Source organism: Mycobacterium sp. ITM-2016-00317, from assembly GCF_002968295.1.
In the GTDB taxonomy this organism is placed as follows: domain Bacteria; phylum Actinomycetota; class Actinomycetes; order Mycobacteriales; family Mycobacteriaceae; genus Mycobacterium.
On record NZ_CP134399.1, the window covers coordinates 3,875,845 to 3,891,558 of the forward strand.

A 15,714-nucleotide genomic window follows, 5' to 3' on the forward strand; every position below is an offset into this window, starting at 1 on the left:
CCCCAGGACGCGGGTCAATCAATCACAGGGGCGACGACCGATTCGACCCGTCCCAGATCCGGTCGAGCCGGGCGCCGAGATCGAGGTCGCCGGCCACGTCGACGAGTGCGGCGGCCACGATCGACGCCGGGGCACGGTCGAGGACGACCAGCCCGATCGCCGGGCGAGGACCGTGCTGGGCCATCGGTCGCGCGGCGAACCCGTCGGGCAGCCCGAGCCGGGACAGCCACGCGGTGGAGGCGATGGTGGCCCGCCGCGACTGCGTCAGGTGCGCGAACAGTGCATCGACCGAGTCGGCCTCCACCGCGGGACGGTAGCTCACGCCCTCGGCGGCCATGTTGGCGTCGAGGATGCGCCGATTCCGCATGGTGGTGGTCAGCGCGCACAGCTGCCTGGTGGCGGCGTCCGACCAGCCCACCTCGGCGCAGTTCATCAACGGGTCGTCGGCCGGGGCCACCAACACATACCGTTCGCGGTAGAGCTCCACCGAGCGGGTACCCGGCGGCGCTTCTTCGTCGAGATAGGTCAGGCCGGCGTCGATCTCGAAATCGGCCAGCCGCCTGGCGATCTCCCGCGACGACAGCGCCTCGACCCGGACCGAGGCGGCCGGATTCCGGCTCAGGAACTCCGCGGTGATGAACGGGGTGGCCGGCACCGCCGTCGGGATCGCGCCGAGGCGGGCGGTGACGGTCAGCCGTCCCCGCATCCGCTCGAGGTCGGCGAGCATCTCGTCGCGTTCGGCGGTGATGCGCTGAGCCCAGGTCACTACCCGTCGACCTTCGTCGGTGAAGCCCTCGAAGCGCTGCCCGCGCTGCACGATGACCACGCCGAGATCGCGCTCCAGCCGACGGATCGCCACCGACAGCGTCGGCTGGCTCACGTGACAGCGGGCCGCCGCCCGCCCGAAATGACGCTCGGCGGCGAGTGCCAGCAGGTAGTCCAGGTGCTGCAACAGCACGTCGCTCCCCTTTCCGGTCCGGGCCGCCCAGCCACAGTCGATAGCCAGCGTCTATCACTGCATGTGAAATACCAAACGGCGCCGCTCCTCATCTGGGTCTGCCCGGATTTTCCGGCGGTTAGATTGGAACGATGGCCACCGCGAAGGACGTCGACGCCGACTACAGCGAGCTGGACGTGCAGGTCGGGCCCGCCAAGAGCGAGGCCGCCGGTGTGAAGGCCGTGATGGTCAGCATGCAGCGCGCACTGTCCCAGATGGGTGCCGTCCGCACAGCGGCGACGCTGGCCAAACTCAACCAGCGGCACGGCTTCGACTGCCCGGGGTGCGCCTGGCCCGAGGAGCACGGCGGCCGCAAGCTTGCCGAGTTCTGCGAGAACGGCGCCAAGGCCGTCGCCGAGGAAGCCACCAAGCGCGTGGTCACCCCGGAGTTCTTCGCGCGCCACTCCATCGCCGAACTGGACGCCAAACCCGAATACTGGCTGTCGCAGCAGGGCCGCCTGACCCACCCGATGGTGCTGCGACCGGGCGACGACCACTACCGGCCGATCGAGTGGGCGGACGCCTACCGGCTGATCGCCGACGAGCTCGGTGCGCTCGACGACCCCAACCGTGCGGTGTTCTACACCTCGGGCCGCACCAGCAACGAGGCGGCGTTCCTCTACCAGCTGTTCGTGCGCAGCTTCGGCACCAACAACCTGCCGGACTGTTCGAACATGTGCCACGAGTCCTCCGGGACCGCGCTCATCGACGCGATCGGGATCGGCAAGGGATCGGTCACGGTCGAGGACCTCGTGCAGGCCGACCTGATCCTGATCGCCGGGCAGAACCCCGGCACCAACCATCCCCGGATGCTGTCGGTCCTGGAGAAGGCGAAAGCCAACGGCGCCAAGGTGATCGCGGTCAATCCGCTGCCCGAGGCCGGCCTCATCCGATTCAAGGATCCGCAGAAGGTGCACGGCGTGGTCGGCGACGGCGTGCCGATCGCCGACGAGTTCGTCCAGATCCGCCTCGGCGGGGACATGGCACTGTTCGCCGGTCTGGGCCGGCTGCTGCTGGAGGCCCAGGACGAAGCCGGGCCGGACGTCCAGATCGTCGACCGCGACTTCGTCGACAGACACACCGCAGGTTTCGCCGAATACGAAGCACGCACCCGCGCCGTGGATCTCGATACCGTGCTGGAAGCCACCGGCATCGGACGCGATCAGCTCGACCGTGTCGCGTCGATGATGGCGACGTCGCAGCGGATCGTGGTGTGCTGGGCGATGGGACTGACCCAGCACAAGCACGCGGTGCCCTCGATCAGCGAGATCTCCAACCTGCTGTTGATGCGCGGCATGATCGGCAAGCCCGGGGCGGGCCTGTGCCCGGTGCGCGGGCACTCCAACGTGCAGGGTGACCGCACGATGGGGATCTGGGAGAAGATGCCGGAGCGGTTCCTGGCCGCCCTCGACACCCGGTTCGGCATCGCGTCCCCGCGCGACCACGGCTACGACACCGTCGACGCGATCCGCGCCATGCGCGACGGCAAGGCCACGGTGTTCATGGCGATGGGCGGCAACTTCGTCTCCGCCACCCCCGACACCCCGGTCACCGAGGCCGCGCTGCGCAACTGCTCACTGACGGTGCAGGTGTCGACGAAGCTCAACCGCAGCCACCTCGTACACGGGCGCACCGCGCTGATCCTGCCGTCGCTGGGCCGCACCGACCGCGACATCCAGGCGACCGGAAAGCAGCTGGTGTCGGTCGAGGATTCGATGTCGATGGTGCACCTGTCCCGCGGGAGCCTGCGCCCGCCCGGTGACCACGTGCGGAGCGAGGTCGCGATCGTCTGCCAGCTGGCCCGCACGGTGTTCGGCCCGGACCATCCGGTGCCGTGGGAGACGTTCAACGCGGACTACGACACGATCCGCGACGCGATCGCGGCCGTGGTCCCCGGTTGCGACGACTACAACCGCCGCGTCCGCGAGCCGGACGGGTTCCAGCTGCCGCACCCGCCGCGTGATTCGCGCGAATTCCACACCGCGACAGGAAAAGCGAACTTCGCCGCGTATCCGGTCGAATGGGTCCCGGTGCCCGAGGGCAGGCTGGTGCTGCAGACCCTGCGCAGCCACGATCAGTACAACACCACCATCTACGGTCTCGACGACCGCTACCGCGGCGTCAAGGGCGGGCGCCGGGTGGTGTTCGTCAACCCCGCCGATCTGGCGCGCTTCGGCCTGACCGACGGTGACCGCGTCGACCTGGTCTCCGAGTTCACCGATTCCGCAGGCCAGTTGCAGGAACGGTATGCGAAGGACTTCCGGGTGGTGGGCTACCCGACCCCGGAAGGCAACGCCGCGGCCTACTATCCCGAGACGAATCCCCTTGTTCCCCTGGACCACACCGCCGCGAAATCGAACACGCCGGTGTCCAAGGCGGTCGTGATCAGGCTGGAGCGCAGCTAAGTGGGCCGGGTGACGGCGCGCCGCCGGGTGCACCACGTGACGACGGCCGACGTCGTCGCGCGGCCCGAGACACTGGTGGTCGAAGAGCCGCTGGAGATCCGGGTCGACGGCAAGCCGATCACCGTCACGATGCGCACGCCGGGTTCGGATGTCGAACTCGCGCAGGGATTCCTGCTCACCGAGGGCATCGTCGGCGGCCGCGACGACATCCTGTCGGTGCGCTACTGCCGCGGCGCCACCGAGGACAGTTCCGGCTACTCGCAGAACACCTACAACGTTCTGGACGTCACTCTTGCGCCCGGGGTCCCCGCCCCGGATGTGGATCCCACCCGGAACTTCTACACGACCTCGTCGTGCGGGGTGTGCGGCAAGGCCTCACTCGACGCGGTGCGACTGATCAGCAAGCACGCCCCCGGTGACGACCCGGCGACCGTCAGCGCCGGGACCCTGGCGGGGATGCCGGGCAAGCTGCGCGGCGAACAGAAGGTGTTCGCCGCCACCGGAGGCCTGCACGGCGCGGCGCTGTTCGGCACCGACGGCACCGTGCTCGTGGTGCGTGAGGACATCGGCCGGCACAATGCCGTCGACAAGGTGGTGGGCTGGGCGCTGGAGAACCGGCGGATCCCGCTGAGCGACACCGTGCTGCTGGTCAGCGGGCGGGCCTCGTTCGAGCTGACCCAGAAGGCGGTGATGGCGGGCATCCCGGTGCTGGCCGCCGTTTCGGCGCCGTCCTCACTGGCGGTGGACCTGGCCGGCCAGTCCGGGCTCACGCTGGTCGCCTTCCTGCGCGGGGATTCGATGAACGTCTACACGCGCCCGGACCGCGTCACCAACTGACCGGTCGGCCGCAAATCTCCACGGGTTCTCCACCAAACCTTCAAGCGGGCCGACCGCCGCGGCGGCGACCATCGACGCATGCCGGAAATCCTCATCGCGTCCTGCCCCTTCGTCGGACACCTCTCGCCGCTGCTGAACGTGGCGCGCGGTCTCGTCGCCCGCGGTGACCGCGTCACGGTCCTGACCGCCGCACGTCACGCCGACCAGGTCAGAGCGGTCGGAGCCAGAGCCTGCCCGTTGCCCCGAGCCGCCGACCTCATCGATGACTCGGCGCTCGACGACGACCTGCCCGGCCGCGCGCAGACCTCCGGCCTCGGACGACTCAACTTCGACATCGAACACATCTTCGTCCGGCCGCTGCCCCATCAGTTCAGCGCGCTGCAGGAACTGTTGGCGACCAACCGCTACGACGCGGTGATCGCCGACGCGCTCTTCCTCGGCACCCTGCCGCTGCTGCTCGACGCCGGCGCCGCGCGTCCGCCGATCCTGTCCTACTCCCCGACGCCGCTGTTCCTCACCAGCCGCGACACCGCACCCGCCGGACCCGGAATCCCGCCGATGCGCGGTGTGCTCGGAAGGCTGCGCAACCGGATCCTGACCCTCGCCACGCAGAAGGTGGCGCTGCGTCCCGCCCACCAGTCGGTCGACCGGATGCTCGGCGCCATGGGCCTGCCCGAGCTGCCGGTGTTCGTCCTGGACAGTCTTTCGCTGGCCGACCGGGTGATCGTGCCGACGATCCCCGAGTTCGAGTACCGGCGCAGCGACCTGCCCTCCCACGTCCGGTTCGTCGGCGCGGTCACCCCGTCGCCGGCTGACAACTTCACCCCGCCGCTGTGGTGGGATCAGCTGAACAGCGGGCGGCCCGTCGTGCATGTCACGCAGGGCACCGTCGACAACGCCGACCTGACCCGGCTGATCGAGCCGACGGTCGAGGCGCTGGCCGGTGAGGACGTCACCGTGGTGGTGTCGACGGGTGGACGGCCGGTCTCCGAACTGCGATCCCCGCTGCCGCTCAACACCTTTGCGTGCGAATACTTCCCGCACGACGTGCTGCTGCCCCGCGTGGACGTGATGGTCACCAACGGCGGCTACGGCGCCGTACAGCGCGCGTTGGCTGCCGGGGTGCCGATGGTGGTCGCCGGCAAGACCGAGGACAAACCCGAAGTCGCCGCCCGCGTCCAGCACTTCGGCGCGGGGATCGATCTGCGCACCGGGACGCCGACGGCGGCCGAGGTGGGTCGCGCCGTGCGGGACGTGCTGGGCGACCCGGCGTACCGGGCGCAGGCCCGCCGGCTGCAGAGCGCCTACGCCGCCCGCGACGGCGTCGCCGAGATCGCCGCGCTCGTCGACGAGGTGATCGGCACCCGGGCGCCGGCTCTGCCGGAAATGCACTGAGGGCTGTCCGCTTTCACGGACAGCCCTCAGTGCATTGTCGGTTCTAGGCGGACCTGATTGCCCGACTCCTCAACGCGTCTCGTCCCTCGCCGCTTGACCGTCGTCAGGCGGACTTAATTGCCTGACTCCTCAACGCGTCTCGTCCCTCGACGCTTGACCGTCGTCAGGCGGACTTGTCGCGCCGCTCGGTGCGCGACGGCTTGCGCGGCACGATCGTCGGCAGCACGTTGTGCTCGACGGTCTCCTTGGTCACGACCACCTTGGCGACGTCGTCGCGGCTCGGGATGTCGTACATCACCGGCAGCAGGACTTCCTCCATGATCGCGCGCAGCCCGCGAGCTCCGGTGCCACGGTGGATGGCCTGATCGGCGATCGCCTCGAGCGCGTCCTCGTCGAACTCCAGCTCGACCCCGTCCATTTCGAAGAGCCGGGTGTACTGCTTGACCAGCGCGTTCTTCGGCTCGGACAGGATCTTCACCAGCGATTCCTTGTCCAGGTTCGTCACCGACGCGACGACCGGAAGGCGACCGATGAACTCCGGGATCAGACCGAACTTGATCAGATCCTCGGGCATGACCTCGGCGAAGTGGTCCTGGGTGTCGATCTCGGCCTTGGACTTCACCTCGGCACCGAAGCCGAGGCCGCGCTTGCCGACGCGGTCGGACACGATCCGCTCCAGGCCTGCGAACGCACCCGCCACGATGAACAGCACGTTGGTGGTGTCGATCTGGATGAATTCCTGGTGCGGGTGCTTGCGGCCGCCCTGCGGCGGCACCGATGCCTGCGTGCCCTCCAGGATCTTCAGCAGGGCCTGCTGCACGCCCTCGCCGCTCACGTCGCGGGTGATCGACGGGTTCTCGCTCTTGCGGGCGATCTTGTCGACCTCGTCGATGTAGATGATGCCGGTCTCGGCGCGCTTGACGTCGTAGTCGGCGGCCTGGATCAGCTTGAGCAGAATGTTCTCGACGTCCTCGCCGACGTAGCCGGCCTCGGTCAGCGCGGTGGCGTCGGCGATCGCGAACGGCACGTTCAGCATCTTGGCGAGCGTCTGCGCGAGGTAGGTCTTGCCACAGCCGGTGGGCCCGAGCATCAGGATGTTGGACTTGGCCAGCTCGACGGGCTCGGAGCGGGAGTCACGCGACTTCTCGCCGGCCTGGATCCGCTTGTAGTGGTTGTAGACGGCCACGGCGAGCGTGCGCTTGGCGGTGTCCTGGCCGATCACGTAACCCTCGAGGAAGTCCCGGATCTCGGCCGGCTTGGGGAGCTCGTCGAGCTTGACGTCGTCGGCGTCGGCCAGCTCCTCCTCGATGATCTCGTTGCACAGGTCGATGCACTCGTCGCAGATGTAGACGCCCGGTCCCGCGATGAGCTTCTTCACCTGCTTCTGGCTCTTACCGCAGAACGAGCACTTCAGCAGGTCGCCGCCATCTCCTATGCGTGCCATTGTGCTGTGGTCCTACTTCCTGTCGCCGTCGATATCCAGTCGTTTCGGTGTGCTGCACCGGGACCGCCGGGTGTATCCCCGACGCTACCCGCAGGTTCCGTCGCTGTGCGACCGATAAAGCCGAATCGCGTCGGTGGTATTCACGTGTGGTTGCGTCAACATATCGCCTGAGCCGTCCGCGATGCCGCGCAACGCACCGCCGTGTCTCTGGCGTGTCGCCGCCGTTACCCGACCGAGAGTACCTGCCCTACCGCGAGGTGGCCGGGTGACCTCGTGACCTGGGATCCGCCGCCGAACTGAACGTGCGCGGCCACGACGATGCCCGGCGATCCGTCACCGGCGCTGTGGCCGGTCCGGGTCACCGGGCATCGTCGAGTGGGCATCAGCGGGGTCCGGGCCCCAACGGCCCGGGCCCCAGCGGTCCGGGGCCGACCGGTCCCGGCCCGACGGGTCCGATGACGCCGCCCACCCCGATCGGACCGGCGGGGCCGATCACCGGGTTCGGCGGGTTCACGTACACGTTGACCGCAACGCACGTCGCCGTGACGGTGTCCCAGTACGTTCCGCCCGGGCACACCGGCTCCTGGGCCTGTGCGACCGCGGCCGTCGTGGTCTGGATCAGCACCCCGGCCAACGCCGACGCCGCCAGCGTCACTAGCGTCACGCGCGACCGATTCGCTGCGACATGGACACCCCATTACGTCACCCCCGCTACCCGACGGCGGCCGGCCGTACCCTGCGGACATGACCTCGCTTCAGGACGCGTTCGCGCTGGCCCGCGACGAGAACGGATTGGCCGTGGTGGCTACGCTGCGCGCGGACCAGACGATCCAGGCCTCACTGATCAACGCAGGCCCGCTCCCGCACCCGGCCACCGGCGAACAGGTGCTGGGTTTCGTCACCTACGGGCGGGTCAAGCTTGCGAACCTGCGCTCCCGGCCACAGATCGCGGTGACGTTCCGGCGGGGCTGGCACTGGGCCACCGTCGAGGGCACCGCCGAACTGGCCGGCCCGGACGATCCCCAGCCGTGGCTCGGGACCGACGACACCCTCCCCCGGCTGCTGCGGGACATCTTCACCGCCGCAGGTGGCACCCACGACGACTGGGACGCCTACGACCGCACGATGCGCGAGCAGCGCCGCACGGCCGTGCTCGTCACGCCGACCAGGATCTACGGCAACAGCTGAGGAACGTAGGCCTCACGCGCCCTCACCGAGTGACGGCGCGTTGTTGAAGAACTGGTGCGCCTCGCTGCCGACCGCCAACCCCAGCGGCACGCCTCCGATCTTTTGACTGGGGTTGCGCGGAATGCCGTCGAAGCGCCAGTGCACGCCGAGGTAGACCCGGCTCACCGAGTTCTCCCAGACCGGTTCCACAAAGTTCTTGAACGTGACCGGTGTGAGGGCCCGCAGCGAGCCGTCGGGGTCTGCTGCGATGCCGTCCAGTTCGTCAGAGACGAAGGTGAACGTCTCCTCGGGGACGGGAACCGAATCTCCGGTTTCGACGTCGAGCACGTCGGCGACGGTGATCGGACTCGGGTTCTTGATCAGTCCCAACCGGAGCACCTGCATCACCGCCGCGCCGAACGATGCGTGACCGGAAGGGTAGGCCGGGAACGGCGGGGTGGCGGTGGCACGCGAGCCGTTGGTCTGCGGCGCGCCCAGCGGAGCCCAGAACGGATCGCCGTGCGGTGCGGGCTCGTTGCGGATGCCGATCACCGGTCGCCACACGTTGTGGACGTACTTGTAGTACCAGGCATCGATACCCGCGTCGGCCATCGCGACGTTCAGCACAGCGAACAGCTCCGCGGTCTGACTCTGGTTCAGCGAGCGGTTCTCCAGGACCTTCCGTGCGATCTGGTTGTACAGCCTGGGCGGTACGCCGAGGTTGTTGGCGCCGTCGTACCCCCAGTAGACGCCGATGCGTTCCTGCTCGGCAGTCCGGAGCTTCCGCTGCACCGACCCGTAGTCCCGCACCTCCTCGAAGTCATCTTTGTAGTCGGGATCCAGCAGATGGTTCTCCGGGTGATTGTGGCCGGGGAACGGCGCGAGCATTTGGTGGCCGGACTCGGCGAAGCGGGTGACATTTCCCCACACCGGCCCGAGGCGCGGCTGTCTCGCCGAGTAGGGATCGGCCCGGTGCTCGCCGTAGGCGGGCGTCGGCACCTGCGGCGCTTCGATCGACACGTCCGATCCGTCGCCGGTCCGCAGCTTGATGATCTCCATCGCCACCTTCGCACCACTGCCGAAGGCGCCATTGTTGTACCGGCCCAGGGCGTCGTCGAAGAATCGCCCGTAGGCGGGATAGAGATGTTTGAGCATGGTCACCGCGGCGCCGGCGATGACGTCGTCGATCGGCCCGCTGACTCCGACGGGGGGTTGGCCCTTCTTGGTCAGATAGGCGGCGGCCGGATTCCCCGTGGGATGGAACGCCACGGCGTCGTGGACGGCGAGGTGCACCATGGCCATCGCCCGCGCGGTCCGGATCGGACCCGGCTGTTGGTTGTTGACGTACCCCCTGCTGAAGTCCCGCCTGGAGGCTTCCAGCAGCACAGAATTCCAGTACAACACGCTGTTCATGAGTGTCCTCCCCGTTGAGTCACGCGACGCAGACAGCGCCACAACTCGGAGGTTAGGGAGGTTCAGAAACGCCGCAGCGCGTAGTGCGCTACCTCTTTCGAGGCGCGCACCACGCGCTGCGACGGTACTACCGGGAGACCGCTCAGCCCTTCTGGGCCGACAGCTTGCGGTACTCCAGGACCGTGTCGATGATCCCGTATTCCTTGGCCGCCGCGGCGGTCAGGATCTTGTCGCGATCGGTGTCCTTGCGGATGACGCCCGGATCCTTACCGGTGTGCCGCGCGAGGGTCTCCTCCATCAGCGTGCGCATCCGCTCGATCTCGGCGGCCTGGATCTCCAGGTCGGAGAACTGACCCTGGATGACGCCGCCGAGCGCGGGCTGATGGATCAGCACACGCGCGTTGGGCAGGGCCATCCGCTTGCCGGGGGTCCCGGCGGCCAGCAGCACCGCAGCGGCCGAGGCGGCCTGACCGAGGCACACGGTCTGGATGTCGGCACGCACGTACTGCATGGTGTCGTAGATCGCCATCAGGCTGGTGAACGAACCACCGGGCGAGTTGATGTACATCGTGATGTCGCGGTCGGGATCCAGCGACTCCAGGACCAGCAGCTGGGCCATGATGTCGTTGGCCGACGCGTCGTCGACCTGCACGCCGAGGAAGATGATGCGTTCCTCGAAGAGCTTGTTGTACGGGTTGGACTCCTTGACGCCGAAGCTCGAGTGCTCGATGAACGACGGCAGGATGTAGCGGGCCTGCGGCTGCACGCGGGGGTCCAGGGACGGGTGGATGTTGTCGGTCATTTGTCGATTCCTGCTCCCGGTCCGTCGCCGTTGATGGTCACGCTGGTGATGATGTGATCGACGAATCCGTACTCCAGGGCTTCCTGCGCGGTGAACCAGCGGTCGCGGTCGGAGTCGGCTTCGATCCGTTCGATGCTCTGCCCGGTGAACTCGGCGTTCAGCCGGAACATCTCCTTCTTGATCGACGCGAACTGCTCGGCCTGGATGGCGATGTCCGCGGCGCCGCCGGTGATGCCACCCAGGGGCTGGTGCATCAGGATCCGCGCGTGCGGCAGCGCGTAGCGCTTGCCCTTGGTGCCCGCGGCGAGCAGGAACTCGCCCATCGAGGCGGCCATGCCCATTGCGTAGGTGGCCACGTCGCACGGCGCGAGCACCATGGTGTCGTAGATCGCCATGCCGGCGCTGATCGAGCCGCCGGGCGAGTTGATGTAGAGGTGGATGTCCTTGGTCGGATCCTCGGCCGACAGCAGAAGGATCTGAGCGCAGAGCCGATTCGCGATGTCGTCGTCGACCTGGGAGCCCAGGAAGATGATGCGCTCGGCCAGCAACCGCTCATACACCGAGTCGACAAGGTTGAGGCCCGATGAGGCGCCACGCATGTCAGTCACGACTGGATACCTGCTTTCTTTGTGTACTTCCGACGCGGTGACCGGTCTTACGAATGACACTAACGAACCCGCGCCGCCGGGGAGTCCCCAGACGGCGCGCGTTCGCTTACAGCATCACTTGGTGTCGTCGGCCTGCTCGTCGGAATCGGCCTGCTCCTCGGAAGCGTCGGCCGCGTCGGCCTCGGCGTCCGCGCTGTCCGCTTCGCCCGCCCCGGCCTGCTCACCGGAGGGCCCGAAGAACTCGGTGGTGTCGATCTCGGTGCCCTCGGTGTCGGTGACGGTCGCGCCGTGCACGACCGCGGCGACGGTCAGGCCGCGGCGGACGTCGGCGAACATCGCGGGCAGCTGGTTGTTCTGCTGCAGCATCTGCAGCAGCTGCTGAGGCTCCAAGCCGTACTGGCGCGACATCAGCACCAGGCGCTCGGTCAGGTCGTTCTGACCGACCTGGACGTCGAGCTTGTCGGCGATGGCGTCCATCAGCAGCTGGGTCTTGATCGCCTTCTCCGCGTTGGCGCGGTTGTCGGCGTCGAACTCCTCGCGGCTGCTGCCCTGCTCTTTGAGGGTCTCGGCGAACTTGTCCTCGTCGTGGTCGAGGCCGTGGATCGCGTTGTGCAGCGTGTCGTCGATCTGGGCCTGCACGACGGCCTCGGGCAGCGGGATCTCGGTCTGCTCGAGCAGCACCTCGATGGCCTTGTCGCGGATCTCCTCGGCCTGCTGGACCCGCTTGATCCGGCTGACCTTCTCCTTCAGATCGGCGCGCAGCTCGTCGACGGTGTCGAATTCGCTTGCCAGCTGGGCGAAGTCGTCGTCGACCTCGGGCAGCTCGCGCACCTTCACCGACTTGACGGTGACGGTGACCTCGGCCTCCTGGCCGGCGTGCTCACCGGCGACCAGCGTGGTGGTGAAGGTCTTGGACTCGTCGACGTTGAGCCCGATGATCGCCTCGTCGAGGCCCTCGATCAGCTGTCCGGAGCCGACCTCGTGGGACAGCCCCTCGGTCTGGGCCTCGGGCACGTCGGTGCCGTCGACGGTGGCCGACAGGTCGATGGAGACGAAGTCGCCGTTCTCGGCGGGCCGGTCGACACCGGTGAGGGTGCCGAAGCGCTGCCGCAGCGACTCGATCTCGGCGTCGACGTCCTCGTCGGCGACCTGGATCGGGTCGACGGTGATCTTCAGGGCTGCCAGGTCGGGCAGCTCGATCTCGGGACGGATGTCGACCTCGGCGGTGAAGACCAGCTCCTCGTTGTCCTCGAGCTTGGTCACCTCGATCTCGGGCTGGCCGATCGGCTGCAGCGACTCGGCGGTGATCGCCTCGCTGTAGCGGGCCGGCAGTGCGTCGTTGACGACCTGCTCGAGTACGGCGCCGCGACCGACGCGGGCCTCCAGCAGCTTGCGCGGGGCCTTGCCGGGACGGAACCCGGGAAGCCGAACCTGCTGGGCCAGCTGCTTGAACGCGCGGTCGATGTCCGGCTCGAGCTCAGTGAAGGGCACCTCCACGTTGATGCGAACCCGGGTGGGGCTCAACTTCTCGACGGTGCTCTTCACGATTGGTGCTCCTCTATTGCGTCTGACTCGGTGGACGGGTGTTGCCGGTCGGGGTGACAGGATTTGAACCTGCGGCCTTCCGCTCCCAAAGCGGATGCGCTACCAAGCTGCGCTACACCCCGGTCGCTGCTGCGCACGCTCGCGCGCAGCATCAGACCACCGGCGATCCTACGTCCTGGCCACACCGAAGCCTCAATTGGATTTGAGTTAGGCGGACCCGTTACCATCTGCCGGTACTGTCACGAAGTGCAGCACACGCGGGCGTAGCTCAATGGTAGAGCCCTAGTCTTCCAAACTAGCTACGCGGGTTCGATTCCCGTCGCCCGCTCCAGCAGGACCATCGTGAAGCCCGTCGAACACAGCGTTCGGCGGGCTTTTGCGTATCCACGCTTGCGGCGCGACCGCCCAGTCAGGGGCACCGGAAATGCACGTCAGCAGACGCGACGGGTGGGCGACGCGTCGGTGAAGTTGGCGACGTCGGCCATCACGGCCGCACTGTCGGGCGATCCGAGCGCTGCGTCGACGGCGGCGTCGTCGGCGAACTCGCACACCGCCAGCGCGATGGTGCCCTCGACAGTGCCTGCCGGAAAGAACGCCGTCGCGCTGCGCAGACCGTGGGGTTCCCACGCGGCCCGCACCAGCGGCAGGTGGGTGTCGACGTAGTAGTCGCGGTCGAACCGCGTCGATGCGTCTCCGGCGTACGTCACGAACATGGTCGTCATTGCGGTCCGTCCACGGTGTCGAGGAAATTCAGTACGAGGCGCCGGAACGCGGCCGGCTGGTCGAGCGGGACCAGGTGCGCCGCACCCGGCACCACGACGAGCGGCCCGGCGCCGAGTTCACGCGCCAACGCCTCACCGCCTTCGAAGAAGTCCGGCATGTCGAGGGCGCCGGGGCGCTGCAGTGGATCGGCACCGGCGGCAGGGGCACCGTGCTGTCCGCGACGCTCCAACTGGTCGCACAGCATGCGCGTCACCGACGCCTTGGTGGCCTCAGGTGTCGCGGGCGCCGTCCAGGCGGTCACCCCGGCCCGTACCGCCTCGTCGATGTCCCCGCGGGCCAGCGCCGTCCGTTCCTCGTCCCAGGCCGCCTGCAGCACAGCCGACGGCGGCTGGTCGTGGGGACGGTAACCGATCGCCCGCATCCCGGCGGCCGCGAACTCCGGCAGGTGCGCACGCCACATCGAACGGTCGGTGGGCCGCGCGTGCAGCAGCACCACCGTGTGGCCTGCCGCCGGACCCGTGTCGTCGGCAGGCAGGACACCCGGAGATTCTCGTACCTCAGACCGCGTTGGTGAGCTCATCGAGTTCCTCCTCGGTCAGGTGCACATCGACGGACTTGACGTTCTCCTCGAGATGGGCGACCTTGGCGGTTCCGGGTATCGGAAGGACCGTCTCGGACTGCGCCAGCATCCAGGCCAACGCGACTTGCGACGCGGATACGTTGTGCACCTGTGCGATACGGTCGACGGGTCCGCCGGGCCGTGCCAGCGCACCGGCAGCGACCGGCGCCCACGGGATGAAGCCGATGCCCTCCCGGTGGCAGTACTCGAGGACATCTGCCGACGCGCGGTCGGTCAGATTGAAGCGGTTCTGCACCGTGGCGATCTCGGCGATCTGTCGTGCCTGCACGATCTGCTCGACGGAGACCTGCGACAGCCCGATGGCGACGACCTTGCCCTCGTCCCGGAGCTTCTTCAGCTCCCCCACTTGGTCTTCCAGCGGCACCGCAGGGTCGACCCGGTGCAACTGGAACAGGTCGAGGTGGTCCAGACCGAGACGCCGCATACTGAGCAGGGCCTGCTGACGCAGGTATTCCGGCCGCCCACCGGCGGCCAGGCTTTGGGGCCGAGACGGACGACGCCGCCGTCGGTGTCGATGACGTCGGGCGCGTTACGGTGAGACCGGCCTTGGTGGCGATCAGCACATGCTCGGGATACGGGTGCAGCGCGTCGTGAATGATCTCCTCGCTGACGTGCGGGCCGTACGAGTCGGCGGTGTCGATCAGCGACACTCCGAGTTCCACGGCGCGGCGCACCACCCGCACACACTCGTCCCGGTCCTCCGGTTGCCCCCAGATGCTGCGCCCCGTCAACCGCATCGAACCGAAACCCAGTCGGGCCACGGTCTTTCCGGCGATCTCGAAAGTCCCGGCCTGGCTGGCCAACGCTGTGATCGTCATTCGAAGCCTCCGTTCCACGCGAGATCGCGTTGCGGTGAGTGCGGGTGTTCTTCAGCCAAGCGCTGCTCGGAAAGTCTTCGCAGGAGGACCAGCGCGTCCGCGCTGGAACTCCCGGGTTCGGCACCGTAGACCGAAAGATTCTGTCCCGGCGCACTTTCCACCGCCATGGATTCGAAGCTGAGTCGCAAAGATCCGACCTCGGGATGCCGGAACTCCTTGACCTCCCGGGTTCGCGGACGCACGTCGTAGTGCATCCAATGGGCCGTGAAGGCCTCGCTGCGCACCGTGAGGGCCCCGGTGATGCGCTCGATCCGCTCGTCATCGGGAAATCGCGCTGCCGAGGCCCGCAGATTTCCCACCGCGATGCGCGCCACCTGATCCCAGTCCGCGTAGAACTCGCGGGCAAACGGGTCCAGGAAGATCATCCGGAGCAGGTTGTCGAACCGCTGAAATCCGGAGTACAACTCCTCGGCGATTGCGTTGGCCGCCAGGATGTCCTGGGCCCGTCCCACGACGAAGGCGGGCAGGTCGTGCAGGCTGTCCATCATCCGCAGCAGTTCGGGGGTGACCACGCTGTCCGGCGCGGCGGTTGCCTGCGGCGCGTAGCCACCCAACCGGAACATGTGCGCTGCGGCCGGCCCATCCAACCGAAGCACCCTGGCGATGGCCTGCAGCACCTGTGGGGACGGGATTCGTTCACGGCCCTGCTCGATCCGCGTGTAGTAGTCGGTGCTCACGCCGGCCAGCAGCGCAACCTCTTCGCGGCGCAGACCCGGCACCCGGCGGGACGGTCCTGGTGCCAGCCCGACGTCCTTGGGCGTAACCGCGTCGCGGCGGGCTCTCAGATAGCTGCCCAGATCGTTGTCCGCGTTCATGATTTCGACGGTAACCACGACTACGGGCAAATGGGTGGGTGCACC

14 protein-coding genes, 2 tRNA genes and 1 pseudogene are annotated in these 15,714 nt (G+C 68.0%); 5 read left to right on the plus strand and 12 right to left on the minus strand.

Annotated elements, in window-relative coordinates:
- Positions 1 to 22: 22 nt before the first annotated feature.
- The gene (locus tag C6A87_RS18430; RefSeq protein ID WP_311113610.1) at positions 23 to 958 is read right to left on the minus strand and encodes a LysR family transcriptional regulator; all 936 of its coding nucleotides are present in this window, start codon (positions 956 to 958) and stop codon (positions 23 to 25) included.
- A gap of 131 nt (positions 959 to 1,089) precedes the next feature.
- Here C6A87_RS18430 and C6A87_RS18435 point away from each other — a divergent pair, with 131 nt between their 5' ends.
- From C6A87_RS18435 to C6A87_RS18445, 3 genes are all read left to right on the plus strand, one after another.
- Positions 1,090 to 3,402 (plus strand): FdhF/YdeP family oxidoreductase, encoded by a 2,313-nt coding sequence (locus C6A87_RS18435; protein ID WP_311113611.1) that lies wholly within the window; start codon positions 1,090 to 1,092, stop codon positions 3,400 to 3,402.
- Complete coding sequence (gene fdhD / locus C6A87_RS18440; RefSeq protein WP_311113612.1) at positions 3,403 to 4,239, plus strand: formate dehydrogenase accessory sulfurtransferase FdhD; 837 nt, start codon at positions 3,403 to 3,405, stop codon at positions 4,237 to 4,239.
- A gap of 78 nt (positions 4,240 to 4,317) precedes the next feature.
- Positions 4,318 to 5,634, plus strand: a complete 1,317-nt coding sequence (locus C6A87_RS18445) for a glycosyltransferase (protein ID WP_311113613.1) — start codon at positions 4,318 to 4,320, stop codon at positions 5,632 to 5,634.
- A gap of 163 nt (positions 5,635 to 5,797) precedes the next feature.
- Here C6A87_RS18445 and clpX read toward each other — a convergent pair whose 3' ends face one another.
- Positions 5,798 to 7,078 carry an ATP-dependent Clp protease ATP-binding subunit ClpX gene (clpX, locus tag C6A87_RS18450; RefSeq protein WP_311113614.1) on the minus strand — a complete coding sequence of 427 codons (1,281 nt, stop codon included), beginning with the start codon at positions 7,076 to 7,078 and terminating at the stop codon, positions 5,798 to 5,800.
- 382 nt (positions 7,079 to 7,460) lie between these two features.
- Positions 7,461 to 7,742, minus strand: coding sequence for a hypothetical protein (locus tag C6A87_RS18455; RefSeq protein WP_311113615.1), 282 nt, complete (start codon positions 7,740 to 7,742; stop codon positions 7,461 to 7,463).
- An 80-nt stretch (positions 7,743 to 7,822) separates the two neighbouring features.
- On the opposite strand from C6A87_RS18455, the gene C6A87_RS18460 reads away from it, so the two are divergent.
- Positions 7,823 to 8,266: a TIGR03618 family F420-dependent PPOX class oxidoreductase gene (locus tag C6A87_RS18460; protein ID WP_311113616.1), complete on the plus strand. Its 444-nt coding sequence runs from the start codon at positions 7,823 to 7,825 to the stop codon at positions 8,264 to 8,266.
- Between the two features lie 12 nt (positions 8,267 to 8,278).
- Here C6A87_RS18460 and C6A87_RS18465 read toward each other — a convergent pair whose 3' ends face one another.
- The 5 genes from C6A87_RS18465 to C6A87_RS18485 all read right to left on the minus strand — a co-directional run bounded on the left by C6A87_RS18465 (position 8,279) and on the right by C6A87_RS18485 (position 12,735).
- A complete protein-coding gene (locus C6A87_RS18465) occupies positions 8,279 to 9,658 on the minus strand; it encodes a phosphatase PAP2 family protein (protein WP_311113617.1) in 1,380 nt (459 codons plus the stop codon).
- A gap of 142 nt (positions 9,659 to 9,800) precedes the next feature.
- Positions 9,801 to 10,460 carry an ATP-dependent Clp protease proteolytic subunit gene (locus tag C6A87_RS18470; RefSeq protein WP_311113618.1) on the minus strand — a complete coding sequence of 220 codons (660 nt, stop codon included), beginning with the start codon at positions 10,458 to 10,460 and terminating at the stop codon, positions 9,801 to 9,803.
- Entirely contained in the window at positions 10,457 to 11,059 is a 603-nt protein-coding gene (locus C6A87_RS18475; protein WP_003928368.1) for an ATP-dependent Clp protease proteolytic subunit, read from the minus strand. The genes C6A87_RS18470 and C6A87_RS18475 overlap by 4 nt, the downstream gene beginning before the upstream one ends.
- 123 nt (positions 11,060 to 11,182) lie before the next feature.
- A complete protein-coding gene (gene tig / locus C6A87_RS18480; protein WP_311113619.1) occupies positions 11,183 to 12,613 on the minus strand; it encodes a trigger factor in 1,431 nt (476 codons plus the stop codon).
- 48 nt (positions 12,614 to 12,661) lie between these two features.
- Positions 12,662 to 12,735: transfer RNA gene (locus C6A87_RS18485), tRNA-Pro, on the minus strand.
- Between the two features lie 135 nt (positions 12,736 to 12,870).
- On the opposite strand from C6A87_RS18485, the gene C6A87_RS18490 reads away from it, so the two are divergent.
- A tRNA-Gly gene (locus tag C6A87_RS18490) sits at positions 12,871 to 12,944 on the plus strand.
- Positions 12,945 to 13,044: 100 nt separating this feature from the next.
- On the opposite strand, the gene C6A87_RS18495 is transcribed toward C6A87_RS18490, so the two are convergent.
- The 4 genes and pseudogenes from C6A87_RS18495 to C6A87_RS18510 all read right to left on the minus strand — a co-directional run bounded on the left by C6A87_RS18495 (position 13,045) and on the right by C6A87_RS18510 (position 15,669).
- The gene (locus C6A87_RS18495; protein WP_311113620.1) at positions 13,045 to 13,335 is read right to left on the minus strand and encodes an EthD family reductase; all 291 of its coding nucleotides are present in this window, start codon (positions 13,333 to 13,335) and stop codon (positions 13,045 to 13,047) included.
- A complete protein-coding gene (locus C6A87_RS18500; RefSeq protein ID WP_311113621.1) occupies positions 13,332 to 13,916 on the minus strand; it encodes an alpha/beta hydrolase in 585 nt (194 codons plus the stop codon). Before C6A87_RS18500 ends, C6A87_RS18495 begins: the two co-directional genes overlap by 4 nt.
- Positions 13,894 to 14,794, minus strand: a pseudogene (locus C6A87_RS18505) (aldo/keto reductase). Before C6A87_RS18505 ends, C6A87_RS18500 begins: the two are co-directional and overlap by 23 nt.
- Positions 14,791 to 15,669, minus strand: a complete 879-nt coding sequence (locus tag C6A87_RS18510) for a helix-turn-helix transcriptional regulator (RefSeq protein ID WP_311113622.1) — start codon at positions 15,667 to 15,669, stop codon at positions 14,791 to 14,793. Before C6A87_RS18510 ends, C6A87_RS18505 begins: the two are co-directional and overlap by 4 nt.
- Positions 15,670 to 15,714: the final 45 nt, after the last annotated feature.